Consider the following 24,051-nt stretch of genomic DNA (forward strand, 5'->3'; position numbering starts at 1 on the left):
TAAGGTCCACCCACGACGACGCGCCCCCGGGACCGAGGAGTGTGACCGTGCCCGACCATGAGCGGCAGGCAGGCCAGTTCGAGCACCTTCGGCCGCGGATGCGTGCTCTCGCCTACCCGCTGCTGGGGTCGTTCGACGAGGCCGAGGAGGCCGTGCGGGAGGCCTGGGTCAGGCTCGGCCGGATCAATCCGGAGGAGGTGGCGGACCTGTCCGCGTGGCTGGCGGTGGTGACCGGCCGGGTGTGCCTGGGCCTGCTGGACGCGCGGACGGGACGACCGCGGCTGCGCCTGCCGGACGTGGTCGTCGAGCCCGAACGGTCCGGCGGGGAGTCGCAGGCCGCCCCGGTCGGTCTCACCCTGTTCGTCGCGCTGGACGGGCTGGCCCCGGCCGAGCGGGTCGCCTTCGTGCTGCACGACCTGGTGCGCCTGCACGTCGACCAGGTCGCGACCGTTCTGGAGCGGACCACGGCGGACACCCGCAAGCTCGCCGAGCAGGCCCGCCGCCGGGTGCGGGCGGCGCGCGAGGCGGACGGTGACGACAGGCCGGCCGCCCGCCGCAGGCTGGTCGACGCGTTCTGTGCGGCGGTGCTGGACGGCGACCCGGCGGCACTGGCGGCCGTCCTGGAACCGGAGGCCGAACTGCGCGCGGACGGCTGGCACCCGCTCCGCGGCGCCCACGAGGTGGCGGAGCGCACCGTGGCGCTCTGCCAGGGCGGCGGACCGGCATTCACCCCGGTGCTGGTCGACGGCTCCCCCGGCGCCCTGGTCACCCGGGACGGCGTGCCGGCGGCGGTGCTCGGCTTCGCGGTCCGGGCGGGCCGGATCAGCCGGGTCCACCTGCTGCTGGCCCCGGAACGGCTGGCGGCGCTCGACGCCGACGCCCTCGGCCCCTGAGGCCGCCCGCGGAAGGCCGGACCGGGCCCGCGGACAGCCGGAACGGGCCGGACGGCCGCACGGTTCAGCCCGCGGTGTCCAGCCGTCGGCGCCGGTCCGTGTCGAGCACCAGGTCCGGGGCGGCCAGGCTGTCCCACAGCCCGGTGACCACCTCCATGAACTCGCGCGCCCGGTGGTAGCGGGCCACGCGGTCCAGCTGGGAGTCCCGGTTGACGTTGGAGCGTCGAAAGGGGATCAGTGGGAGTCGAGAAGGGAGGTGGCGACCAGTTCGGCCAGCACCTTGGTCGGGTAGCGGTGGGTGAGGCCCTCGACCGCCCACATCTCCGACTCGTGCCGCGAGTCCCGTTCGGCGCGCGAGTGGCTGCGTGCCCCCTGGGCGCACGACAGCCGGTCGAACGGCCCAACTGGCGCCTGTGTTACCGGTCATGCCGACGCCGGAGCAGGATCGGCGCCCGCTGCGGCCACAGGTGACGACACGTCAAACGGCCGCCCCCGCCAGACAGCGGAGGCGGCCGGTGGCGCGTCGGGCGCCCGCCCCGAGCCGGGGCGCCCGGCGTCGGACGCCGGCGTCAGGCCTTGACGCGCAGCACGAACTTGCCGGTGGAGTCGCGGCGCTCCAGGATCTCGTGGGCCTTCACGGCGTCCTCGAGGGCGAGCTGGGTGGTCTCGATCCGGACGGCGCCGGTGGCGAGCCGGCGGGCGGCCTCCACCAGGTGGCCGTGGACCAGGTCCGGCTGCTGGCCGGCCAGGCCGCCGATGTTGTAGCCGGCCACCGTCTTGGCGGTGTACCACATCTGGTTGGCCTCGTAGACGTGGTCCTGCTGCGAGGCGTTGCCGTAGACCACGTGGCGGCCGAGCGGGGCCAGCAGGTCCAGGGCCTTGGCCCGGACGGGGCCGCCGAACGGTCGGCCTCGCGGTGCCGCAGTACGTGACCCTTCTGGTGCTCCAGCAGTCCTCCGGGATGTCCGGGGCCCAGCTGGCCCGGGAGTGCATGGTCACGCCGCAGACCATGACGACGATCCTGACCAACCTGGAGAACAAGGGCCTCATCACTCGTGAGACCTCGAGCGTGCACCAGAAGGTCCTCGTGGCCAAGCTCACCCGGACCGGCCGCGCACTGGCGAAGAAGGCCGACACACTGGCCCGCGGCGTCGAGCAGCGGCTCGCCGACGCCTTCGACGACACCGAGCAGGCTCAGCTGCGTGAGCTGCTGGAGCGCTCGGCGGCGGCGCTGCGCAAGACCGACTGACCGGCGCGACAGCAGTACGAGACAGGGCGGAAGGCCGCCCCCTGGACGCCCGGTCACCACCCGGGGCGCCGAGGGGCGGCCTGGACCAGGTGGACGCCTCGGTCGCGCCACCCAGGACAGATGCTCCGAAAGGTCACTTCGAAGCGCCTCGCCGAGGGTGACGAGAAGACCGCGCGCCTCCTCCTGCTAGATCTGCTCGGGTGTCAGCAGGCCGCGCTGGTAGGCGCGGACCAGGTGCTTGGGGACGAGGTGACGACGGCCGTCGATCTCGATCGGGACCAGATCCGGGGCGGTGGCCTTCCACTGGGCCCGGCGGTGCCGGGTGTTGCTGCGGGACGTCTTGCGCTTGGGTACGGCCATGGGCGATTCCCCTTTCGGAAGTTGGTGTTGAACGGGCTGCCGGTGCTCAGGCCACCGGGTCGAGCATGTCGTCGAAGGCGTCCGGCAGGTGCTTCCAGCCCTCCTCTCCGGAGGCGAGTTCCTCGTCGGTGAGCAGGCACGAGTCGAGCAGCTCGACGATCCCGTCGGCGTCCAAGCCCTCGGCGGTGAAGCAGAGTTGCTGCACCCGGTCGCCGTGGACCGGGTCCCAGTCCAGGGCGGCCGCCGCCCGCCGCTGCGGCGGGTACAGCTCCCAGGAGGCATCCGGCAGCGAGGCCAGCCACGGGCCGCACTCCTCGACCACGAGGCTCCGGGCGCAGCCCGCGGCGCGACCGTCGGTGGGCCGGGCTACCAGCTCGACCTGCGCACTCCGGGCAGCTGGCCGGCATGCGCCAGGGTGCGCAGGTTGATCCGGGAGAGGCCGAAGGCACGGAGGTAGCCGCGTGGGCGTCCGTCCACGCTGTCGCGGTTGCGGACCCGGGTGGCGCTGGCGTCGCGGGGCTGGCGCTGCAACTCGGCCTGAGCAGCCGCCCGCTCGGCGGGGCTGCCGGCCGGGGAGGTGATGGTCCGCTTCAGCTCCGGCCGCCGCTCGGCATGCCGGGCGACGACGACGCGGCGCTGCTCATTCTTGGCGATCTTGCTCTGCTTGGCCATCAGACCTTCTCCCCGCGGGCGCGGATGCGGGTGACGGCCGCCTCGATGCCGATCGTGTCGACGGTCTTGATGCCCTTGGCACTGAGGGTGAGGCGGACGTACCGGCCCTCGCTGGGCAGCCAGTAGCGCTTGCGCTGGATGTTGGGATCGAACCGGCGGCTGGTGCGACGGTGCGAGTGGGAGATGGTGTTGCCGAATCCCGGCCTCCGGCCGGTGAGCTGGCAGTGGGCGGACATCGCGCCTCCGAAAGAGCAGGACTGGTCGCGGCCTCGGCCCGGGAATGCCGTGGCCGCAGGTGACGTTGCCACACTACACGCCTAATGGAAACGAAAACCATTTCGCTATAAGGTGGCTCAACCGTCACCGATCCGCCCCAGGAGGACACCGTGGCCCGCAACGACCTGCGCCCGATCATCAAACTCCGCTCCACCGCCGGTACCGGCTACACGTACGTGACCCGCAAGAACCGGCGCAACGACCCGGACCGGCTCGTCCTGCGCAAGTACGACCCCGTGCTCGGTCGCCACACCGAGTTCCGCGAGGAACGCTGACCCCACCCCGCCCAGCCAAGGAGAACGTGATGAAGCCCGGCATCCACCCCGCCTACCGCCCCGTCGTCTTCCGTGACCGCGTCGGCGGGCTGACCTTCCTCACCCGGTCCACCGTCCCCAGTGACCGCACCATCGAGTGGGAGGACGGCAACACCTACCCCGTGATCGACGTGGAGATCTCCTCCGCCAGCCACCCCTTCTACACCGGCCAGTCCCGCGTGCTCGACACCGCGGGCCGCGTCGAGCGCTTCGAGCGCCGCTACGGCGCCGCGGCCGCCCGCCGCAAGGGCTGAGACCGGGACCACGTACGAATGCCGGTGTGCCCTCTCGGATCCGAGGGGGCACACCGGCGTTCGCGCGTACCGGGGCGGGTCATCGCAGCCGCAGGTGCTCGATGTGGGCGGCGTCGGCCCGCCACGGGGCGACTGGGGCATGGGCCGGCGCGCATGTCGGGAGTGCCGTGGAGACATCGGCTCCATGACCCGCTACGGATGAGCCCGGACAGGTACCCGAGGCGCGCCGGCTCCGCCCAGGGCCGATCTCCGTCACCGGCCCGCGATCGGAACGGCCTTCTGGCGCACGCGCGCCCGGTAGCGCTGCGGCGACTCCCCGACAACGCGCTTGAAGGCCGTGCTGAACGCGCTCTCCGAGCCGTAGCCCAGCTCGGCGGCGAGCGCTGCGACGCGGGCGTCGCCGTTCCGCAGCGCGCGCTGGGCCAGCAGCATGCGCCACCGGCCCAGGTAGGTGAGCGGCGGTACACCGGCGGCCTCGCGGAACCGCTCCGCGAATGTGGTCCGGGACATCGCGGCGGCGCGCGCCAACTCCTCCAGCCCCCAGGCGCGTTCGGGGCGGCCGTGGAGCAGGTCGACGGCGGGGCGCAGGCGCTCGTCGACGAGCAGGCGCAGCCAGCCGGAGGGCAGGAGGGTCTGGTCGACGTAGCAGCGCAGCACCTCCAGCAGGAGCAGTTGGCCGTACTGCCGGATCGCGAAGGCCGAGCCGAGCCGGTCGCCGGTCGCCTCGTCGAAGAGCCGCAGCAGGGCGGCGAGCAGCCGGTCCCCGTCCGCGGCGGAGGACCGGATGTGGGCCACCGGCGGAAGCGACTCCAGCAGTAGCGTCCGCCCGGCCTCGTTCACGCTGACGCACCCGCCGATCACGACGTCGTCGACGGCAGGGTCCGAGCCCGCGAAGCGGGCGGTGGCGAAGTCCGACTCCGGTCGGACCTCGCGGCGCGGCGCCGCGCCGGCCTCGAAGGCCACCCACGAGCGCCCGGTGAGGATCGCCACGTCACCCGCCACGAGGTCGATCGGTTCGACGACGCCGTCGGTGGTGAGCCGGGTGCGCCCGCTCACCACCGCGAAGAACTTGACCGGATCGGTCAGCGGACCGCGGCCCCACCAACCGCCGCGGGCCGCGATCCCGCCGGTCAGCACGCTGCGCACCTCGACCAGGTCGAGCGCCTCGGAGAGTCGGTCGGGATCCATGTCCGTACTCTCGCGCAAGAAATCGGGATTCACAAGGATTCAAAGTCCGGCGACCGACAGACAGGCTGGTGTCAGCGACCCAGCAGGAAGACCTGAAGGAGACACTGTGCGCTACCGCAGCCTCGGCCGGACCGGAATCAAGGTCAGCCCCTACGCCCTCGGCGCGATGATGTTCGGCGCCCTCGGCAACCCCGACCACGACGACTGCGTCCGCATCATCCACCGGGCGCTCGACGCCGGCATCAATCTCGTCGACACCGCCGACAGGTACGCTCACGGCGAGTCGGAGGAGATCGTCGGCCGGGCGCTGAAGGGACGGCGGGCCGACGTCGTGCTCGCGACCAAGGCCCGGAGCCCGATGAGCGACGAGCCGAACCACCAGGGCGCGTCCCGGCGCTGGCTGGTGCGCGCGCTGGAGGACTCGCTGCGCCGCCTCGACACCGACTACGTGGACGTCTACCAGATCCACCGCCCGGACCCCGACACGGACATCGAGGAGACCCTCGCGGCCCTCACCGATCTGCAGCGGGCCGGCAAGATCCGCACCTTCGGCACGTCGGCCCTGCCGGCCTCCGACATCGTCCGGGCGCACTGGGTCGCCGAGCGGCGCGGGCTGGCCCGGCCGCGCACCGAGCAGCCGGTCTACTCGATCCTGAACCGGGGCATCGAGTGCGAAGTACTCCCGGTGGCGCAGGAGTTCGGCATGGGCACCCTGGTCTGGTCGCCCCTCGGCGGCGGCCTGCTGACGGGGCGGTACCGCAAGGGCCGGGCGGCCGCGACGCACCGGTCCAGGTACGGCTTCCGGCACCTCGCGGACGACCGCCGGCTCGACGTGGTCGAGCAGCTCATCCCGCTGGCCGAGGAGGCCGGCCTGCCGCTCACGCACCTCGCGATGGGCTTCGTGCTCGCTCACCCGGGCGTGACGTCCGCCCTCCTCGGACCGCGGACCATGGAACACCTGGAGGACCTGCTCGCGGGCGTCGACGTCGCCCTCACCGACGACGTGCTGGACCGGATCGACGCGATCGTGCCGCCCGGCACCGACACCGGCACGCTCGACATGGCCTACCAGCCGCCGGCCCTCCAGCGCCCCGAACTGCGCCGCCGACCGAGCGGCGAGCGCGCGGCGGCATGACGTCGGCTCCGGCCGGAGCCCGGCCTGTGCCTGTGGCGCCCCGGCCGGTGTGAGGAGCAGCGGAAATCACCGTGACGTCCGAGCGGTGGGCGTTCCTGCCGCGCCGGCGCAAGGCCGCCGCCCTGTGGCCGCGTCACGGAGCGCCGAGGGCTGCTTCCTGCCGGTCGAGGTCGTGCTGGAGGCGTCGGCGGGTGGTGTCGCTGATGCGGTGCTCCTCGTAGAGGCGGTGCAGCTCGGTGCTCTGGACGGCGATGACCTCGTGGCGCAGCTGGCGGTAGGCGGCGTCGGCGGTGGTGCCGTCAGCGGTCTCGGCGGTGCGGTCGAGGCGGGCGGTGAGGCCACGGCGGACCCGGTCGATGGCGGTGTCCGGTACGGCCTCCAGTTCGGCGAGGTGCTCGACGTGGTCGAGGGCGGCACGGTTGAGGGCGTCGTGGGCGTCCTCCTCCTCGCGGGCGGTGTGCTCGGGTTCGAGGGCGAGCCCGGAGCGGTTGACGACGGCGGCGAGGGTGAGGCCCTGGACGACGAGGGTGAACACGACGACGGCGGTGGTGAGCACCAGGACCAGCGGCCGTCCGGCGAGCTTGGTGCCGTCGTCGGCGAGCAGCGGGATGGAGAGCGCGGCGGCGAGCGGCATGACGCCCCGGGTTCCGGCCCAGGTGACCACCCCGGCGACCCGCCAGGACAGTCGGCCGCCTCCCTGGCTGGGCTTGACCGCCCGGGTCAGCGGCAGTGTGGAGAGCACCCGGACGGCGATCAGCACAGCAGCGAGCGCAAGTGCCTGCAGCGGCCACCAGCCGGTTCCGGAGGGCAGGTCCCGCACCAGGGTGGGCAGTTCCAGACCGACGATGCTGAACACGACGCTCTCCAGCAGGAACACCACCACCGCGTACACGGCGTGCAGCTGCAGCCGGATGTGCGCGTCGGTGAGCCGGTGGCCGGAACGCCCGAGCAACACGCCCGCGACCACGACGGAGGTGACGCCCGAGGTGTGCGCGGACTCCGCGAGCACGTACGCCGCGTACGGCGTGACGAGGGCGATCACCGTCTCCAGCACCGGGTCGGTGGTGCGGCGTCGCACCAGCCAGACCAGACCCGCGACGGCGGCGCCGACCACGCTGCCGCCCCCGCCGAGCAGCAGGAACTCCCCACCCGCCGCCGGCAGGCTCACCGAGGCGCCGACGGCCACCGCGATCCCGATGGCCACCTTGAACAGCACGAGCGAGGTGGCGTCGTTGAACAGGCTCTCCGCCTGCACCAGGACCTGGACCCGCCCCGGCAGCGCCAGCCGACGACCGAGCGCGGTGACGGCCACCGGATCGGTGCTGGAGAGCACGGCACCCAGCACGAAGGCCATCGCGGGCGGAAGCCCGGCAACGGCCACGGCCACGAAGCCGACGGCGGCAGCGGAGGCGAAGACCAGACCGAAGGAGAGGATCGTCACCGGCCGCCACACCGTACGCAGGTCGCGCAGGGACAGTTCCTCGGCGGAGGCGTACAGCAGCGGCGGCAGGACCACCATGCCGATCACCTGGGGCGGTACGTGCAGCGCGGGGACGCCGGGTATCAGCGCCACCCCGATGCCCGCCAGCACCAGCAGCGACGGCGCGGGCACACGCAGGCGCTGGGCGAAGGTGGCCACGGCCGTGGCCAGAACCACCAGAACGAGAACGATCGCCACAACGTGCATCGGTGGAAGGACCCCATCGCAAGAACCGGGGTCACCGCCGCCGATCGCCGCAGTCGTCCCCCGCGCCGACCAGGCTTCCCGGCACACCTGCGGTCATCTTATCGGAGCATTAGCGGGGAGCGGCAGGGCAGATTCACGGGCGCGCGGCGGCCGGCTTCCCCGATCAGGCGAACTCGCGCAGGCGCGGCCGCACTCCCAGCGCGGTCAGGGCGAGCGCCGCCACCAGGGCCGCCGCGCCCAGGCCGGCCGTGGTGGCGCCGAGGTCGTCGTCGGTGGCGGCGACCGCTCCGTCGAAGGCGCGCTGATTGATGGCCTGGTTGTCGTCGAGGGCGGCGCTGAGCACGTCGAAGTCGGCGTTCGACTGGCCCGGGGTGGTGCCGGTGTCGAAGGTGACCGCCTCCTTGAGCTTGCCCTGGGCGTTCAGCTCGCGGATCTTCCGGTCGTCCCGCTGGTACTGCTGGAAGGCGGTCAGCACCCGCTCCGCCGCGTCCTGTTCGCCGGGGAAGGTGATGTTGCGCAGTTCGTCGCCGAGGTACCCGCCGAAGCCCACCTGGCCGTGGTCGGCCCGGTGCTTGTCGGCCAGGGCGGCGAGCTTGTCGTCGTACGTGGCGAGCGCGGCGCCCTCGACCCGTGCGAAGGACTGGGTCTTGTCGAGGAAGCTCTGCTCGTAGGCGGCCGCCCGGGCGGGGTCGGTCAGGTAGCGGCTCTCGTCCGCGTTCAGGTCGTACGCGACCGCGCGTGCCCGGCTGAGGGCGACCACCGAGTCGAAGGAGTTGCTCTTGGCGACCACCAGCTGGTGGTCCGCCCGGGAGGTCAGCGTCAGTGCGGTGATCAGCCCGGCGAGAGCGAGCAGGGTGGTGGCGGCCAGCGGCACGTTCACCAGGCGCCGGAAGCGCACCGCGAGCACCCGCTGCAGCAGCCCGAGGCCGGCCAGGGCCAGCAGCCCGGTGACCAGGATCGTCCACCAGCCGCCGGACAGGGCGTCGCGCTGGTCGGTGTAGTTGCGATCCACGACGGCCGCGTTGGCCCTGGTCACGTCGTCGACGGCCGGCAGCAGGCGCTGGCGCAGCAGGTCGGTGGCCTGGTGATAGGCGGCGAGGGCGTCCGCCGAGGGGCGGCCGGCCGGGGCGTGGGCCTGCTCCTCCAGCAGCTGGGCGCGGGCCACCAGCGCCTCGTACTGGCCGAGTTCGCCGATGACGGTGCGCACGGCCCGCTGCCCGGCCGCGTCGCCGGCCACCGCCTCGGTGACGCGCTGCAGGTCGTTGTCGGCCTGGGTGCGGCGCTGCTCGTAGGTGTCCAGGGTCTCCTTGCGCAGCTTCGTGTAGTCCGGGTCGGCCCCGAACAGCAGCAGGTTGGCGGCCTGGGCGTCCATGTCGTTGAGCGCGAAGTAGAGGTCGGCCGAGCGCACCACCTGCGGGGCGGCCTGGTGGCCGATGACGTCCGTGCCGTCCCGAGCGCCGCCCAGGACGGTGCCGGTCGCCGTGCCGGCGGCGAGCAGGGCCACCAGGCAGAGCCCGGTGAGTCCGCGCACCAGGCGCGGGGTGCTCCACCACGTCCGGCTGCGCCAGGAGTGGCCGGACCGGTGACGGGGGGCGCGCGGCTCGGGCAGTGGCACGGCTGCCTCCGGTCGCGCCGTCTCCGACGCGACTCTGTTCCCCTCGACAGCCGTACCGCTCGACGTTCCCGTTGGCATCGCCGCGCGCCCCCTCCCCCTGTTTTTCACTGGCCGCCGAACCTTCCCCGGAGGAACCCGCCGGGGGCCGGGGTTCGGCAAACGGTTCGCCGTCAGGCCCCACGCCCGGACGGCGAACCGTTTCCTCGCAGCTCAACCTAGGTTCTGTCGAACGTCCGTCCGTCGTTCCTGATGCGTCCTTGACGCCTTCGACGACCGTCTTGACGCAGCATTGGCGCCGAAGGTCAGGGCTCGTACCGGTAACCGATCCCGGGCTCGGTGATCAGGTGGCGCGGCCGGGCCGGGTCGGGTTCGAGCTTGCGCCGCAGGCCGGAGAAGTAGACCCGCAGGTAGTTGCCGCGGCTCTCCGCCTCCGGCCCCCAGACCTCGGTCAGGATCTGCCGCCCGGGCACCAGCCGGCCGGGATTGGCCAGCAGCAGGGCGAGGATGCGCCACTCGGTCGGGGTCAGGCGGACCGGGCCGTCCGGGCCGGTGACGGTGCCCGCGTCGAGGTCGACGGCGTTCGGCCCGATCCGCGCGGCCGACTGGAGCGCGGGTGCGGCGGGCCGCCGCAGAACCGCGCGCAGTCGGGCCATGAGCTCGTCCACGATGAACGGCTTGGTCACGTAGTCGTCCGCCCCCGCGTCGAACGCGCGGAGCTTGTCCTCGATGCCGTCCCGCCCGGTCAGCACGATGATCGGCACGCTCAACGTGGAGCGGATGCCCACGATCACGTTCACCCCGTCGAGGTCCGGCAGGCCGAGGTCGAGCAGGATGGCGTCGGGCGGCGCCTGGCCCGCCGAGTCCAGGGCTTCCTGGCCGGTGGCCGCGGTGAGTACCGAGTAGTGCCTGGCCTGCAGGTTGATCCGTAGGGTGCGCAGCAGCGCCGGCTCGTCGTCCACCACGAGGATGTGGCTCACTGGACCGCGCTCCTCTCCGGTCGGGCGGTGCCCGGCTCCACCATCCGCGGCTCCGACACGGCCGGCAGGGTGAGCAGCATAGTGGTGCCGCCCCCGGGGGTGTCCTCGACCTCCAGGCTGCCGCCCATGGCCTCGGCGAGGCCGCGGGAGAGGGCGAGGCCGAGGCCGACGCCGGTGGTGTTGTCGGTGTCGCCGAGGCGCTGGAAGGGCAGGAAGACCCGGTCGCGGTCCTCGGGGGCGATGCCGGGGCCGCGGTCGATCACCCGGACCTCGACCAGGTCGGCGTGGTGGCTGGCGGTGACCAGGACGGGCGCGCCGGGGGCGTTGTGGCGCAGCGCGTTGGTGATCACGTTGGCGAGGACGCGTTCCAGCAGCGGCGGGTCGGCGAGCACCGCCGGCGCTGTGTCGAGGTCCAGCGGCTGGATCGGGGCCTGCGGATCGGACAAGGAGTCCATGGCTCGTACCAGCATCTCCTCGAGTGAGGTCGGCGCCAGGTGCAGGGTGAGCGCGCCGGCCTGGAGGCGGCTCATGTCGAGCAGGTTGTCGACCAGCCGGGTGAGTTTGACCAGTGACTCGTCGGCGGTGGCGAGGAGTTCGGCCTGGTCCTCGGGCGAGAACTCGACGTCGGGGCTGCGCAGCGAGCCGACCGAGGCGCGGGCGGCGGCGAGCGGGGTGCGCAGGTCGTGGCTGACGGCGGCGAGCAGGGCGGTGCGCATCCGGTCGGCGGCCTTGATCGGCTCCACCTCGGCGGCGACCACGGCCAGCCGGTCGCGTTCCAGCGCGGCGGCGACGTGGGCGGCGAAGGCGGTGAGCACCCGCTGGTCGGCGGCGGGCAGCCGGCGGCCGGTGAGGACCAGGACGGACCGCTCACCGACCGCGACCTCGGTCACCTCGCCCGCAGGGCTGTCGCCACTGCCGTCACTGCGGGCGACCGTCTCGCCGGTGAGGCTGTCGAGCAGGGCGACGGAGTCCATGCCGAAGGCCGTCCTGGACTTCTCCAGCAGGGCGGGTAGGGCGTCGGCGCCGCGCAGCACGCTGCCGGCCAGGGTCGAGAGCGTTTCGGCCTCGGCGGTGGCGCGGGCAGCGCGGGAGGTGAGCTTGCCCGCGTGATCGACCACCGTGGAGACGGTCAGGGCGACCGTGGCGAACACCAGCAGGGCGACGATGTTGTTGGTCTCGTCGATGGTCAGGGTGTGGACGGGCGGGATGAAGAAGTAGTTGAGCAGCACCGAGGCGATGACAGCCGCCACCACCGCGGAGACGGCCCCGCCGAGCAACGCCACTGCTACCACACCGAGTTGGAAGATCAGCGCGTCCGTGGTCAGGTTCAGCCGGGCGTGGAACTGCGAGAGCACGGCCGTGAGCAGCGCGGGAACGATCAGGCCCGAGGCGAATCCGGCGATGGTGCGGCGCTTGGAGTGGCGGCGGCCGAGCGAGGGCAGCTTGCCACGACCGGTGAACTCGTGGGTGACCATGTGGACGTCGATGTCCTCGGAGGCGTCCACGGTGGTCTGCCCGGTGCCGGGGCCGGTGAGGAAGCGGCTGATCCGGCCGCGGCGGCTGGTGCCCAGCACCAGCTGGGTGGCGTCGTGGGCGCGGGCGAAGGCGAGCAGCGCGGTGGGGACGTCGTCGCCGACCACCACGTGGTAGCTGCCGCCGAGGGCCTCCACCAGCTGCCGCTGCTGGGCGAGCGCGCCGGAGGAGGCGCCGGCCAGGCCGTCGCTGCGGGAGACGTGGACGGCCAGCAGGTCGCCGCCGGCGGTGCGGTCGGCGATCCGGGCGGCGCGGCGGATGATCGTCTCGCCCTCGGGGCCGCCGGTGAGGGCGACCACCACCCGTTCACGGGTTTCCCAGACACGGTCGATGCGGTGGTCGGCCCGGTAGTCGCGCAGTCCCTCGTCCACCCGGCCGGCCACCCAGAGCAGGGCGAGTTCGCGCAGGGCGGTCAGGTTGCCGACCCGGAAGTAGTTGGAGAGCGCGGCGTCCACCTTCTCGGCCTTGTAGACGTTGCCGTGGGCCATCCGCCGGCGCAGCGCCTGCGGGGCCATGTCGACGAGTTCGATCTGGTCGGCCCGGCGGACCACCTCGTCCGGGACGGTCTCGCGCTGCGGGATGCCGGTGATCTTCCGGACGACGTCGTTCAGCGATTCCAGGTGCTGGATGTTGACGGTGGTGATGACGTCGATCCCGGCGGCGAGCAGTTCCTCGACGTCCTGCCAGCGCTTGGCGTGCCGGCCGCCGGGGATGTTGGTGTGCGCCAGCTCGTCGACCAGGACGACGGACGGGCGGCGGGCGAGCACCGCGTCGAGGTCCATCTCCTCGAACTCGGCCCCGCGGTAGGAGCGGTGGACCCGCGGCAGGACCTCCAGACCCTCCAACATCCGCCGGGTGTGCTGGCGCCCGTGGGTCTCGATGTACCCGACCACGACGTCGGCCCCGCGTTCCTGTCTGCGCCGCGCCTCGTCCAGCATCCGGTAGGTCTTGCCGACCCCCGGGGCGGAACCGAGGTACACCCTCAGCCGACCGGTGCGGACGCCGGAGCCGGGTGTGAAGTCGCGGGCCATGGGCACTGCTTCATTCCTTCGGGATGTGCACGTCTGCGGACACGGGTCAGCCGGCCCGGGCACGGGAGACGCGCTCCCACACCCGGGCCGGCCAGGTCATGCGATGAGGTGGCGTAACGTCACTTCGACTCGCCCAGCGCCTTGTTGAGCAGGACGACGTTGACGCCCTCGTCGCCGAGGAAGCCGAGCGAGCGGCCTTCGGTGTAGTTGTCGACGAGCTTGGCGACCGTCTCGACCGGCAGCTTGCGCTCCTTGGCGACCCGGTTGACCTGCTCCTTGGCGTAGGCCACCGAGATGTGCGGGTCGAGGCCGGAGCCGGAGGCGGTCAGCGCGTCGGCCGGGACGCTCGCCGGGTCCACGCCGTCGAAGGCGGCGACGGCGGCGCGGCGGTCGTTGACGGCCTTGAGCAGGTCCTCGCTGTTCGGGCCCAGGTTGGAGGCACCGGAGTTGTCACCGGCGTAGTTGTTGGCGGAGGGCCGGGGCTGGAACCACTTCGGGTCCGGCACCGGGTCCTCCTTCGGGTCGTCAGGGTTCTTCTTCGGCAGGTTGTAGTTCTGGCCGAGCAGGCTGGAACCGACCTCCTTGCCGTCGGACTTCACGATCGAGCCGTTGGCCTTGCCGCTGAACGCGACCTGGGAGATCCCGGTGACCAGCAACGGGTAGGCGATCCCGAGGATCACCGTGAGCACCAGGAGCACGCGCAGCGCGGTGAAGTGGGTCCGCACGACGGCGGGCAGGGGCTTGGACATCGCGGTGGGCTCCTTTCTCAGCTGAGGCCGGGGATGAACTGGACGATCAGGTCGATCAGCTTGATGCCGACGAACGGCACGATCAGACCGCCGACCCCGTAGACCCCGATGTTCCGGGCCAGCAGGGAACTGGCGTCGGACGGGCGGTACTTCACGCCGCGCAGGGCGAGCGGGATAAGGCCGATGATGACCAGGGCGTTGAAGATGATCGCCGAGGTGATCGCGGACTGGGGGCTGTGCAGGCCCATGATGTTCAGGTGCTTCAGGCCCGGGTAGACCCCGGCGAACATCGCGGGGATGATCGCGAAGTACTTGGCCACGTCGTTCGAGATCGAGAAGGTGGTCAGCGCGCCGCGGGTGATGAGCAGCTGCTTGCCGATCTCGACGATCTCGATCAGCTTGGTCGGGTTGGAGTCCAGGTCGACCATGTTGCCGGCCTCCTTGGCCGCCATGGTGCCGGTGTTCATCGCGACGCCGACGTCGGCCTGGGCGAGCGCGGGGGCGTCGTTGGTGCCGTCGCCGGTCATCGCGACCAGCTTGCCGCCCTCCTGCTCCTTCCTGATCAGGGCCATCTTGTCCTCGGGCGTGGCCTCGGCGAGGAAGTCGTCCACGCCGGCCTCCTCCGCGATCGCCTTGGCCGTCAGCGGGTTGTCGCCCGTGATCATGACGGTCTTGATGCCCATCCGGCGCAGCTCGTCGAAGCGCTCCCGCATGCCCTCCTTGACCACGTCCTTGAGGTGGATCACCCCGAGGACCCTGGCGGGAGCCTCGCCGACCTTCGTCGCGACGACCAGGGGCGTGCCACCCGCCGCCGAGATGCCGTCGACCAGCGTCGACACCTCGTCGGTCACCGAACCACCGTTGGCGGTGACCCAGTTGGACACGGCAGCCGCCGCGCCCTTGCGGACCTGGTGCACGCCGTCTGCCTCGTCCAGGTCCACACCCGACATCCGGGTCTGGGCGGTGAACGGCACCCAGGTCGCGTGGGTCAGCTCGCCCTGGGCGCGGGCCCGCAGGCCGTACCCGGTCTTGGCGAGCACCACGATCGAGCGGCCCTCGGGGGTCTCGTCCGCGAGCGAGGACAGCTGCGCGGCACTGGCGAGCTCGTCGGTGGAGACGCCGCTCACCGAGAGGAACTCGGCGGCCTGGCGGTTGCCCAGGGTGATGGTGCCGGTCTTGTCGAGCAGCAGGGTGTTGACGTCGCCCGCGGCCTCGACGGCGCGCCCCGACATCGCCAGCACGTTGCGCTGCACCAGCCGGTCCATGCCCGCGATGCCGATCGCGGACAGCAGCGCGCCGATCGTGGTCGGGATCAGCGCCACGATCAGCGCGACCAGCACGACCATCGACTGCGGGGCACCCGCGAACGTCGCCATCGGCTGGAGCGTGACCACCGCGACCAGGAAGACGATGGTCAGCGACGCCAGCAGGATGTTGAGCGCGATCTCGTTCGGCGTCTTCTGCCGGGCGGCACCCTCGACCAGGGCGATCATCCGGTCGATGAACGACTTGCCGGGCTCCGAGGCGATCTTCACCACGATCCGGTCGGACAGCACCTTGGTGCCGCCGGTGACGGCGCTGCGGTCACCGCCGGACTCGCGGATGACCGGCGCGGACTCGCCGGTGATCGCCGACTCGTCCACCGAGGCGACGCCCTCGACGACGTCGCCGTCGCCGGGGATGATCTGCCCGGCCTCGACCACGACGTGGTCGCCGAGTTGGAGCGCGGTGCCGGGGACCTCCTCCTCGGCGTCACTGCCCGGCCAGTTGGTCAGCCGGCGGGCGACGCTCTCGGTCTTGGCCTTGCGCAGGGTGTCGGCCTGGGCCTTGCCGCGGCCCTCGGCGACGGCCTCCGCCAGGTTGGCGAAGACGGTGGTCAGCCAGAGCCACACCGTGATCGCCCAGGCGAACACCGACGGGTCCGCGATCGCGGAGACGGTGGTGACCACCGAGCCGACCTCGACCACGAACATGACCGGGTTCTTGACCATCACCCGGGGGTCGAGCTTCTTCACCGCGTCCGGCAGCGAGGAGAGCAGCAGCTTCGGGTCGAGCAGACCGCTCGACACTCTGTGGGAGGAAGCGCCCTCGGCCTGGTCACCCGGCGTGGGAGAGGGAGTGAGCGTTGACGAGGACATCAGGAGGAGAGACCTTCCGCGATCGGCCCGAGAGCCAGGGCCGGGAAGTAGGTGAGACCGACGACGATCAGGACGACGCCCGACAGCAGGCCCACGAACAGTGGCTTGTGGGTGGGCAGGGTGCCCGGGGTCGCCGGGACCGGCTGCTGCTGGGCGAGCGAGCCCGCCAGCGCCAGGACGAAGACCATCGGCAGGAAGCGGCCGAGCACCATGCACAGACCGAGCGCCGTGTCGTACCAGTCGGTGTTCACGGTGATACCGGCGAACGCCGAGCCGTTGTTGTTGGCCGCCGAGGTGAACGCGTACAGCACCTCGGAGAAGCCGTGCGCACCGGAGTTGAGCATTCCGGCCCGCTCGCCCGGCAGCGCCATCGCGATGCCCGTGCCGACCAGCACGATCGCCGGCGTCGTCAGGATGTACAGCGAGGCGAACTTCATCTCCCGGCCGCCGAGCTTCTTGCCCAGGTACTCCGGAGTGCGCCCCACCATCAGACCGGCCACGAACACCGCCACGATCGCCAGGATCAGCATGCCGTACAGGCCCGAACCCGTACCGCCGGGCGCGATCTCGCCCAGCATCATGTTGAACATCGTGATGCCGCCGCCGAACGGCGTGAACGAGTCGTGGAAGGAGTTCACCGCACCGGTCGACGTCAGCGTCGTCGACGAGGCGAACAGCGTGGACGCGGCGATGCCGAACCGCTGCTCCTTGCCCTCCATCGCGGCACCCGCGGCCTGCAGGGCGGCACCGGAGTGCTGCGACTCGGCCAACGTGAGCAGCGCCGTCGACGCGACCCAGAAGATCGCCATGACAGCCGCGATCGCGTAGCCCTGGCGGTTGTCGCCGACCATCCGGCCGAAGGTGCGCGGCAGGGCGAACGGGATCAGCAGGATCAGGAAGATCTCCAGCCCGTTCGTGAACCCGGTCGGGTTCTCGAACGGGTGCGAGGAGTTGGCGTTGAAGAAGCCGCCCCCGTTGGTGCCCAGCTCCTTGATGACCTCCTGCGAGGCCACCGGCCCGCCCGGGATCTTCTGGACGTCACCGGCGAGGCCGGCCACCTCGTGGAAGCCGTGGAAGTTCTGGATCACGCCGTTGGCCGCCAGGACCAGCGCGAACACGATCGAGATCGGCAGCAGCAGGCGCAGGTTGATCCGGACCAGGTCGACCCAGAAGTTGCCGAGCCGGTCCGTCCTGTTGCGGGTGAATCCCCGGATCAGCGCCGCCACGATGGCGATGCCGACGGCCGCGGAGACGAAGTTCTGCACCGCCAGGCCCGCCATCTGCACCAGGTGGCCCATCGCGGACTCGCCCGCGTAGGACTGCCAGTTGGTGTTGGTGACGAACGAGATCGCGGTGTTCCAGGCCTGGTGGCCCTCCATCTGCGGAACACCGAGGTTCAGCAGCAGGAACGTCTGCAGACGGATCAGGCCGTAGAGGAACAGCACCGAGACGGCCGAGAAGGCCAGCACCGAGCGCAGGTACACCGGCCAGCGCTGATCGGCGTCACCGTCCACACCGATCACCTTGTAGATGCCGCGCTCGGCTCTGAGGTGCTTGGAGGTGGTCAGGATGCGGGCGATGTAGTCGCCCAGAGGGCGGTAGCACAGGACCAGCGCGGCCACGAGGGCCAGGACCTGCAGCCAGCCCGCGAGAGTGGAGCTCATGTCAGAACTTCTCCGGGTAGATCAGCGCGAGAATGAGGTAGCCGACGAGTGCGACGGCCACGATGAGACCTGCGATGTTCTCGGCGCTCATGCGCCCACCTCGCTGCGCTCGGCAGGCGCTTCGCGCAACCCGCACCTCTCGATGGTTCGCTCGCTGCACTCACTCACAGCTTCTCCACCCCCCGCGCGATCAGGGCGATGACGGCGAACACGGCGACCGTGACACCGACGTAGATGAGATCGGACATGGGCTCCACCAGACTGGCTAGAGGATGTGCTCACGAGCGGACAGGACGGCCTCGCGGCACCGGCTGAAACCGGCGGGAGCAGCAAATCAGCCGTGAAGAGCGCATCAGGCTTCCCTGATGCCGTCCATACGGGTGGTCCGGAAACCTTGACGCGGCGTTGATGTCCGCGTCATGCACCCGAGACCGCGGCTTGTCCTGAACGTTTCGGTCGGCCGACGGCTGAGCTCACTGCTACATCCGCATCCGCAGCCGGCAGACCACCGCATCGGTGTGCCGCCGCAGGGCGCGGTCGATCACCACGCCGCGCCGGTTCTGCAAGGGCCGTTCCCACCAGTGCGCGGGCTCCACCTCGGGGATCAGCACGGTGAGCCGGTCGTAGGCGTGCTCCGCGCCGAGCTCGTTGACGAAGTCCGCGATCGGCCGGCCAAGGCGCCGGTGGTCGTCCGGGATCTCCACCAGCGGCACGCCGGGCTGCCACAGCTCCCAGTCCCGGCGCAGCGCCTCCGCCTGGGCCCTCTCGTGCACCACGGTCACCGCGAGCACCTCGTCGCCCAGCGACAGCGCCGCCGACAGGCCGTCCCGGGTGAGCCGGGTGATCGCCGTCACCGGGACCAGCACCAGGCTGCGCCGGCGGGTCACCGCGCCTGGCACCCGGCCCAGCTCCAGCCGCTCGCCGATCCGGGCGTAGCTGCGGTGGATCGCCTCGAACAGCACCACCAGCAGCGGCAGGGCCACCACGATGCCCCAGGCGCCCTCGGTGAACTTGGTGCCGGTGACGACCAGGGTGGCGACGCCTGTCAGCAGTGCGCCGAAACCGTTCAGCAGGGCCTTCCACCGCCAGCCGTCCGGCCGGCCGCGGAACCAGTGCCGGACCATCCCGACCTGGCAGATCGTGAAGCCGACGAACACGCCGATCGAGAACAGCGGCACCAGGCTGTTGACGTCGCCGCCGGAGCCGACCAGCAGCCCGGCCGAGACCACGGCGAGGAACAGCACGCCGTGCCGGTGGACCTGGCGGTCGGCGCGCAGCGCGAAGACGTGCGGGAGGTGGTTGTCCCGGGCCAGCAGGTCCATCAGCACCGGCAGGCCGCCGAAGGAGGTGTTGGCGGCCAGCCCGAGCAGCACCACGGTGGAGAACTGGACGACGAAGAAGCCGACGCCGTGGCCGAGCGAGGCATCGGCGAGCTGGGCCAGCACGGTCACCCCCTCGACCGGCTGGAGGTGGAAGCGCCCGATCAGCACGGCCAGCCCGGTCAGCATCACGCCGAGCAGGGCGCCAAGCGCGACCTCGGTGTGCTGCGCCCGCTTCACCCGCGGGGTCCGGAAGGACGGGACGGCGTTCGCCACCGCCTCCACCCCGGTCAGTGCCGAGCACCCTGCCGCGAAGGCCTTCAGCAGCAGCAGCGCACCGACCGCGGTGGCGTTCCCGGCGAGTACCGAGGCGTGACCCGCGGCGGCCTCGGTGCTCACCGGGGCGTCCCGGAACAGACCGACCACCACGATCGCCAGGATCGACAGCACGAACACGGCCGTCGGCACCATGAACCAGCGCGCCGACTCGGCTATCCCGCGCAGGTTCACCGCGGTGACGAGCGCGAGCACGCCCAGGCAGAGCCAGACCCGGTCGTCGTACAGACCCGGCACGGCCGAGGTCAGCGCGGCCACGCCCGCGGTCACCGACACCGCCACGTTCAGGACGTAGTCGATGACCAGCGAGGCTGCGGCGGTCAGCGCCGTCCGGCGGCCCAGGTGTGCCTTGGCGACCGCGTAGGAGCCGCCGCCGTCCGGGAACGCCGCGATCACCTGCCGGTAGGAGGCCACCAGCACCGCCAGCAGCACGGCGATCGCCACCGTGACCGGCAGGGTGAAGCCCAGCCCGTACGCGCCGGCGGCGGCCAGCACCAGCACGATCGACTCCGGGCCGTACGCCACCGAGGCCATCGCGTCCAGCGACAGCGCCGCCAGCCCACCCATCACGGTGAGCCGGTGCCGCTCGTCGCCCGCCCCGGCATCCGGCGGTTCGAGCTCGGCCGTCACGGCCGGGGTAGTGGTGTCGGACATGCGTTCTCCATCGATCGTGTTTGCCACGATCGTGGAGCGCTGCCGTCCCTCGTATTCCGTTTGCTACGCGCGCTTGATGCGGGCGGCGCGCACCTTGACGCGATCTTGACGGCGCCGACCTGCCGCGGCCCCCGGGGCTCTCGTCCTCCACGGTCCGGACAAGTACCGCCAGGGGCCGCGAGGGTGCACCCGGTGTCGGTGGCACGCGACACCGGGTGGCTTCAGGGGGTCAGCTCTGCCCGGCCCTGCGACCGTGGTTCGCCTTCTTCTTCCTACGGGCCCTCTTCTTGCGGGCGCGCTTGGACATCGTGATCCTCCTCGCGATCGTCGGGTTGAAGCGTCGGTCGGTACGGTTCAGGCGGCCCGGCCGACCAGTTGGTCGGCGAGCTTGGCCAGGCGCTTCAGCGAGCGCTCCTCCTGGGTGACCGGCGCAGGCGACGCGATGACCTCACCGTCGAAGTAGGCGCCGTTGGCGACGACCGTCTCGGGCAGGCAGAGCCGTACCACTGCTGCCGCGCCCTCGGCGGCCGGGGCGCCGACCCGCCCGTACAGCGGCAGCAGCGCCGTGTCGCACAGACCCGGGTTGACACTGACGGCGGTGACGCCGGAGCCGGCCGGGGCCATGTCGGCCGTCGCCATGGTCAGCGCGAGCTGCGACTGCGCGTACGCGGCGACCCGCGAGTACTTCTTCACCCGGTGCGGGTCCGACCAGTTCATCGAGGCGGTGCGGTGCAGTGAGGACGACACGTTGACGATCCGCGCATCGCCGGCCGCCGACAACGGGGCGCGCAGCAGCTTGGAAAGGAGGTGTGCGGCAAGGAAGTTGACCTGCAGCGAGACCTCGTTGCCGTCATCGGTGAGCGTGCAGCGCTCGGGGGCCGTCGCGGCGGCGTTGTTCACCAGCAGGTCGAGTGACGGGTAGCGCTCGACGACCGTGCCGGCCAGCACCGCGACCTCCGACAACTTCGTGAAGTCCGCTGCGAGCTCGACGAGTTGGTCGCGCCGGGCGCCCGCGGCGACCAGGCGCTCCACGGCAGCCTCCGCCTCGGCGGTGGTGCGGGCGTGCACGAGCACGGTCGCGCCGTGCCCGGCGAGGAGCCGGGCGGTCTCCCAGCCGATGCCGGAGGACGCGCCGGTGACGAGGGCGGTGCGGGCGGACAGAACAGCGTCGGACATGGCCCATCCAAGGGTGGAAGGCGCCGGCGGGGCGCGAAGGCGGGGCAGCACGAAGCCGCCCGCCTCCGGGGCTGCCGGCGCGGAAGTGATGTGATGCGAGGAGAGCGCTCGGCCGCCCCCTGCCCCTTGGAGCCGCTCAGGACAGGGGACGGTCGGCGGTGATCGGCACGGGCGACGGCGAACGGAGCCGGGCCCGTGCGCGCGGCCGGTGACCAGCGGGACGGAGTTCGGTCCTACCGGACGGCGGCGGCGACCGCGACAGCGACGATCCGCGGCCGGCTATGCGGCGGGCGGTCGTGGTGGCGTGTCGAGCGGTGCATGTCCCCCATCAAAGCCCTCCGCGATGCCCGGGGCAAGCCCGTTCGGTCTCCCTGACGAACCCCTGACGTGCCGCCGGCGCCTCGTTGACGGTGTAACGGGCCGGCCCGGTCCTTCCCTGCCGACGAACACACGTCCGACACGGCGTCAGGGGGCTGTCAAGGAAGTCGCGCCGCACGCCAAACCCTCGTCAAGACGTGCCTGTCGCGTGACGATCCGGTGCTTCGCTGTGCGGCGTTCCCCGTCCTCCCCGAACCGCCGCCCTCCTCCCCGGGCGGCCCGGAAGGTCCCCGAGACGATGCGCCGTTCGGCCCTCAGCACACCGGACACCACCGACGACCAGCAGGACTGGTTCCGCCGCCCGGTCCCCGAACCACCGGCGAGCCATCGGCCGTCCCGGCCCGCAACCGGCCGCCGCCGGCTGATCACCCGCCGGCAGCTCGCCGAGGCGCTGCCCGCCGCCGTCCGCAAGCTGAACCCGCGCGCGATGGTGCGCAACCCGGTGATGCTCGTGGTCGAGACCGGCTCCGCCCTCACCACCGTCACCGCCGTCATCCACCCGAGCGTCTTCGCCTGGGTGATCTCCTTCTGGCTCTGGCTGACCGTGCTCTTCGCCAATCTGGCCGAGGCCGTCGCCGAGGCACGCGGCAAGGCGCAGGCCGACTCGCTGCGCGCAGCCCAGGCCGGTACGACCGCCCGGCGGCTGCTGCACTGGCGGGTCGGCACCCGTGACCACCGCCACGAGGTGCTTCCCGCCGAGGAGTTGATGCTGCACGACATCGTCCTCGTACCCGCCGGCGAGGTGATCCCGCAGGACGGCGAGGTGGTCGAGGGCGTCGCCAGCGTCGACGAGTCGGCGATCACCGGCGAGTCCGCGCCGGTGATCCGCGAGTCCGGCGGCGACCGCACCGGCGTCACCGGAGGCACCAGGGTCCTCTCCGACCACCTGGTCATCCGCGTCACCGCCCGGCCCGGACAGAGCTTCATCGACCGCATGATCGACCTCGTGGAGGGGGCGAACCGGCAGAAGTCCCCCAACGAGATCGCGCTGAACATCCTGCTCGCCTCGCTCACCATCGTCTTCATCCTCTCCGTCGTCTCGCTCCAGCCGATGGCCATCTACGCCCACGCCACGCAGACCACCATCGTGCTGGTGGCCCTGATGGTCGCGCTCATCCCGACCACGATCGGCGCGCTGCTCTCGGCCATCGGCATCGCCGGGATGGACCGGCTGGTGCAGCGCAACGTCGTCGCCCTCTCCGGCCGGGCGGTGGAGGCCGCCGGGGACGTGGACGTGCTGCTGCTCGACAAGACCGGCACCATCACCCACGGCAACCGCCGGGCCGTCGCGCTGCACCCACTGCCCGGCGCGACGACGGAACAGCTCGCCGAGGCGGCCCAGTTGGCGTCCGTCGCGGACGAGACCCCGGAGGGACGCTCTCTCGTCGAGCTGACCGAACGCCAGTACTGGGTGCCGCCACGCTCCCCCGGCGAACTCGGCGAGCAGCGGCCCGTCCCGTTCACCGCGCACAGCCGGATGAGCGGCGTCGACCTCGCCTGGCCGGACGGCACCGCCTGCCTCATCCGCAAGGGCGCGGCCGCCGCCGTCGCCCGCTGGGTGATCGACTCCGGCGGGCACCTGCCCATGGAGGCCAAGCCCCTGGTCGACCGGATCGCCGAAGCCGGCGGCACCCCCCTCCTCGTCGCCGTCCACGACCGCCACGGCGCCCGCGCGCTCGGCGTCGTCGAGCTCAGGGACGTCGTCAAGGAGGGCATCGCCGAACGCTTCGCCGAACTGCGCCGGATGGGCATCCGCACCGTCATGGTCACCGGCGACAACCCGCTCACCGCGAAGGCCATCGCCGAGGAGGCCGGGGTGGACGACTTCCTCGCCGAGGCCACCCCCGAGGACAAGCTCGCCCACCTCAAGCGCGAACAGGCCGCCGGCAACATGGTCGCCATGACCGGCGACGGCACCAACGACGCCCCCGCCCTCGCCCAGGCCGACGTCGGCGTCGCGATGAACTCCGGGACCCCGGCCGCCAAGGAGGCCGGCAACATGGTCGACCTCGACTCCAACCCGGCCAAGCTCATCGACATCATCCGGGTTGGCAAGCAACTCCTCATCACCCGGGGAGCGTTGACCACCTTCTCGATCACCAACGACGTGGCCAAGTTCTTCGCGATCATCCCCGCGATGTTCGCGAACGCCCACCCCGGACTGCACCACCTCAACATCATGGAACTGCACAGCCCCACCTCGGCGATCGCCTCCGCGATCATCTTCAACGCGCTGATCATCGTCGCCCTGATCCCGCTGGCCCTGCGCGGCGTGCGCTACCAGCCCGCCTCCGCCACCGACCTGCTCCGGCGCAACCTGCGCGTCTACGGACTCGGCGGGCTGATCCTGCCCTTCCTCGGCATCAAGGCCATCGACCTGCTGATCCAGTTCGTCCCCGGCCTCGGATAGCCACACCGGCCCGCCGCCTCCGGAACACCACCGGGGCGGCGCG

The 24,051-nt window shown here is 71.8% G+C and carries 23 protein-coding genes and 1 pseudogene; 6 read left to right on the forward strand and 18 right to left on the reverse strand.

The genetic code is table 11. The annotated features are described in order from the left end of the window. Positions 1-47: 47 nt before the first annotated feature. Positions 48-893: a sigma factor gene (locus tag HS99_RS31320; protein ID WP_030551888.1), complete on the forward strand. Its 846-nt coding sequence runs from the start codon at positions 48-50 to the stop codon at positions 891-893. Between the two features lie 64 nt (positions 894-957). Here the strand turns inward: HS99_RS31320 and HS99_RS47960 are convergent, their stop codons facing one another. Together HS99_RS47960 and HS99_RS31325 are read right to left on the reverse strand one after the other, a co-directional pair. After that, positions 958-1,080 carry a hypothetical protein gene (locus HS99_RS47960; protein ID WP_267885519.1) on the reverse strand — a complete coding sequence of 41 codons (123 nt, stop codon included), beginning with the start codon at positions 1,078-1,080 and terminating at the stop codon, positions 958-960. Positions 1,081-1,462: 382 nt separating this feature from the next. Next, positions 1,463-1,777, reverse strand: a pseudogene (locus HS99_RS31325) (zinc-binding dehydrogenase); the annotation flags it as partial. Between the two features lie 32 nt (positions 1,778-1,809). On the opposite strand from HS99_RS31325, the gene HS99_RS31330 reads away from it, so the two are divergent. Continuing rightward, the gene (locus tag HS99_RS31330; RefSeq protein ID WP_050366486.1) at positions 1,810-2,142 is read left to right on the forward strand and encodes a MarR family winged helix-turn-helix transcriptional regulator; all 333 of its coding nucleotides are present in this window, start codon (positions 1,810-1,812) and stop codon (positions 2,140-2,142) included. Between the two features lie 186 nt (positions 2,143-2,328). Here the strand turns inward: HS99_RS31330 and rpmF are convergent, their stop codons facing one another. Genes rpmF through rpmB form a run of 4 tightly spaced genes read right to left on the reverse strand, consistent with a single transcriptional unit; the run spans position 2,329 to position 3,410 of the window. Beyond that, positions 2,329-2,502, reverse strand: a complete 174-nt coding sequence (gene rpmF / locus HS99_RS31335; RefSeq protein WP_030551894.1) for a 50S ribosomal protein L32 — start codon at positions 2,500-2,502, stop codon at positions 2,329-2,331. Between the two features lie 46 nt (positions 2,503-2,548). After that, positions 2,549-2,824: a GTP-binding protein gene (locus HS99_RS31340; RefSeq protein ID WP_030551896.1), complete on the reverse strand. Its 276-nt coding sequence runs from the start codon at positions 2,822-2,824 to the stop codon at positions 2,549-2,551. A 44-nt stretch (positions 2,825-2,868) separates the two neighbouring features. Continuing rightward, entirely contained in the window at positions 2,869-3,174 is a 306-nt protein-coding gene (gene rpsN, locus HS99_RS31345) for a 30S ribosomal protein S14 (protein ID WP_030551897.1), read from the reverse strand. After that, positions 3,174-3,410, reverse strand: coding sequence for a 50S ribosomal protein L28 (rpmB, locus tag HS99_RS31350; protein WP_030289985.1), 237 nt, complete (start codon positions 3,408-3,410; stop codon positions 3,174-3,176). Before rpmB ends, rpsN begins: the two co-directional genes overlap by 1 nt. Before the next feature lie 150 nt (positions 3,411-3,560). On the opposite strand from rpmB, the gene rpmG reads away from it, so the two are divergent. Together rpmG and HS99_RS31360 are read left to right on the forward strand one after the other, a co-directional pair. Further along, positions 3,561-3,725 (forward strand): 50S ribosomal protein L33, encoded by a 165-nt coding sequence (gene rpmG, locus HS99_RS31355; RefSeq protein ID WP_030289986.1) that lies wholly within the window; start codon positions 3,561-3,563, stop codon positions 3,723-3,725. A gap of 29 nt (positions 3,726-3,754) precedes the next feature. Then, on the forward strand, positions 3,755-4,018 hold the full coding sequence (locus tag HS99_RS31360) for a type B 50S ribosomal protein L31 (RefSeq protein ID WP_030289987.1): 264 nt from the start codon (positions 3,755-3,757) through the stop codon (positions 4,016-4,018). A 252-nt stretch (positions 4,019-4,270) separates the two neighbouring features. Here the strand turns inward: HS99_RS31360 and HS99_RS31365 are convergent, their stop codons facing one another. Continuing rightward, entirely contained in the window at positions 4,271-5,206 is a 936-nt protein-coding gene (locus HS99_RS31365; protein ID WP_030551900.1) for an AraC family transcriptional regulator, read from the reverse strand. A gap of 106 nt (positions 5,207-5,312) precedes the next feature. On the opposite strand from HS99_RS31365, the gene HS99_RS31370 reads away from it, so the two are divergent. Next, complete coding sequence (locus tag HS99_RS31370) at positions 5,313-6,341, forward strand: aldo/keto reductase (RefSeq protein ID WP_030289989.1); 1,029 nt, start codon at positions 5,313-5,315, stop codon at positions 6,339-6,341. 133 nt (positions 6,342-6,474) lie between these two features. Here the strand turns inward: HS99_RS31370 and HS99_RS31375 are convergent, their stop codons facing one another. The 11 genes from HS99_RS31375 to HS99_RS31420 form a co-directional block, all read right to left on the reverse strand. Further along, a complete protein-coding gene (locus HS99_RS31375; RefSeq protein ID WP_030289990.1) occupies positions 6,475-8,028 on the reverse strand; it encodes a Na+/H+ antiporter in 1,554 nt (517 codons plus the stop codon). A gap of 163 nt (positions 8,029-8,191) precedes the next feature. Continuing rightward, the gene (locus tag HS99_RS45405) at positions 8,192-9,643 is read right to left on the reverse strand and encodes a GlnX family signal transduction membrane protein (RefSeq protein ID WP_050366487.1); all 1,452 of its coding nucleotides are present in this window, start codon (positions 9,641-9,643) and stop codon (positions 8,192-8,194) included. Between the two features lie 302 nt (positions 9,644-9,945). Continuing rightward, a complete protein-coding gene (locus HS99_RS31385; protein ID WP_030289994.1) occupies positions 9,946-10,620 on the reverse strand; it encodes a response regulator in 675 nt (224 codons plus the stop codon). Continuing rightward, positions 10,617-13,184, reverse strand: coding sequence for an ATP-binding protein (locus tag HS99_RS31390; protein WP_050366488.1), 2,568 nt, complete (start codon positions 13,182-13,184; stop codon positions 10,617-10,619). Before HS99_RS31390 ends, HS99_RS31385 begins: the two co-directional genes overlap by 4 nt. Before the next feature lie 119 nt (positions 13,185-13,303). Next, positions 13,304-13,933, reverse strand: a complete 630-nt coding sequence (gene kdpC / locus HS99_RS31395) for a K(+)-transporting ATPase subunit C (protein ID WP_046386681.1) — start codon at positions 13,931-13,933, stop codon at positions 13,304-13,306. Positions 13,934-13,950: 17 nt separating this feature from the next. Further along, positions 13,951-16,071, reverse strand: a complete 2,121-nt coding sequence (gene kdpB, locus HS99_RS31400; RefSeq protein WP_030557264.1) for a potassium-transporting ATPase subunit KdpB — start codon at positions 16,069-16,071, stop codon at positions 13,951-13,953. Beyond that, the gene (kdpA, locus tag HS99_RS31405; RefSeq protein WP_030290618.1) at positions 16,071-17,735 is read right to left on the reverse strand and encodes a potassium-transporting ATPase subunit KdpA; all 1,665 of its coding nucleotides are present in this window, start codon (positions 17,733-17,735) and stop codon (positions 16,071-16,073) included. The genes kdpB (HS99_RS31400) and kdpA overlap by 1 nt, the downstream gene beginning before the upstream one ends. A 1-nt stretch (position 17,736) precedes the next feature. Then, the gene (gene kdpF / locus HS99_RS31410; RefSeq protein ID WP_037831562.1) at positions 17,737-17,826 is read right to left on the reverse strand and encodes a K(+)-transporting ATPase subunit F; all 90 of its coding nucleotides are present in this window, start codon (positions 17,824-17,826) and stop codon (positions 17,737-17,739) included. A gap of 388 nt (positions 17,827-18,214) precedes the next feature. After that, on the reverse strand, positions 18,215-20,044 hold the full coding sequence (locus tag HS99_RS31415) for an APC family permease (protein WP_030290616.1): 1,830 nt from the start codon (positions 20,042-20,044) through the stop codon (positions 18,215-18,217). 229 nt (positions 20,045-20,273) lie between these two features. Beyond that, entirely contained in the window at positions 20,274-20,351 is a 78-nt protein-coding gene (locus tag HS99_RS48595) for a 50S ribosomal protein bL37 (RefSeq protein ID WP_370863322.1), read from the reverse strand. A gap of 47 nt (positions 20,352-20,398) precedes the next feature. After that, entirely contained in the window at positions 20,399-21,220 is an 822-nt protein-coding gene (locus tag HS99_RS31420) for an SDR family NAD(P)-dependent oxidoreductase (RefSeq protein WP_030557265.1), read from the reverse strand. Between the two features lie 616 nt (positions 21,221-21,836). Here HS99_RS31420 and kdpB (HS99_RS31425) point away from each other — a divergent pair. Beyond that, positions 21,837-24,008, forward strand: a complete 2,172-nt coding sequence (gene kdpB / locus HS99_RS31425; RefSeq protein WP_046386680.1) for a potassium-transporting ATPase subunit KdpB — start codon at positions 21,837-21,839, stop codon at positions 24,006-24,008. Positions 24,009-24,051 lie beyond the last annotated feature (43 nt).

The sequence above is a fragment of the Kitasatospora aureofaciens genome (assembly GCF_001188955.3).
Lineage (GTDB): Bacteria > Actinomycetota > Actinomycetes > Streptomycetales > Streptomycetaceae > Kitasatospora > Kitasatospora aureofaciens.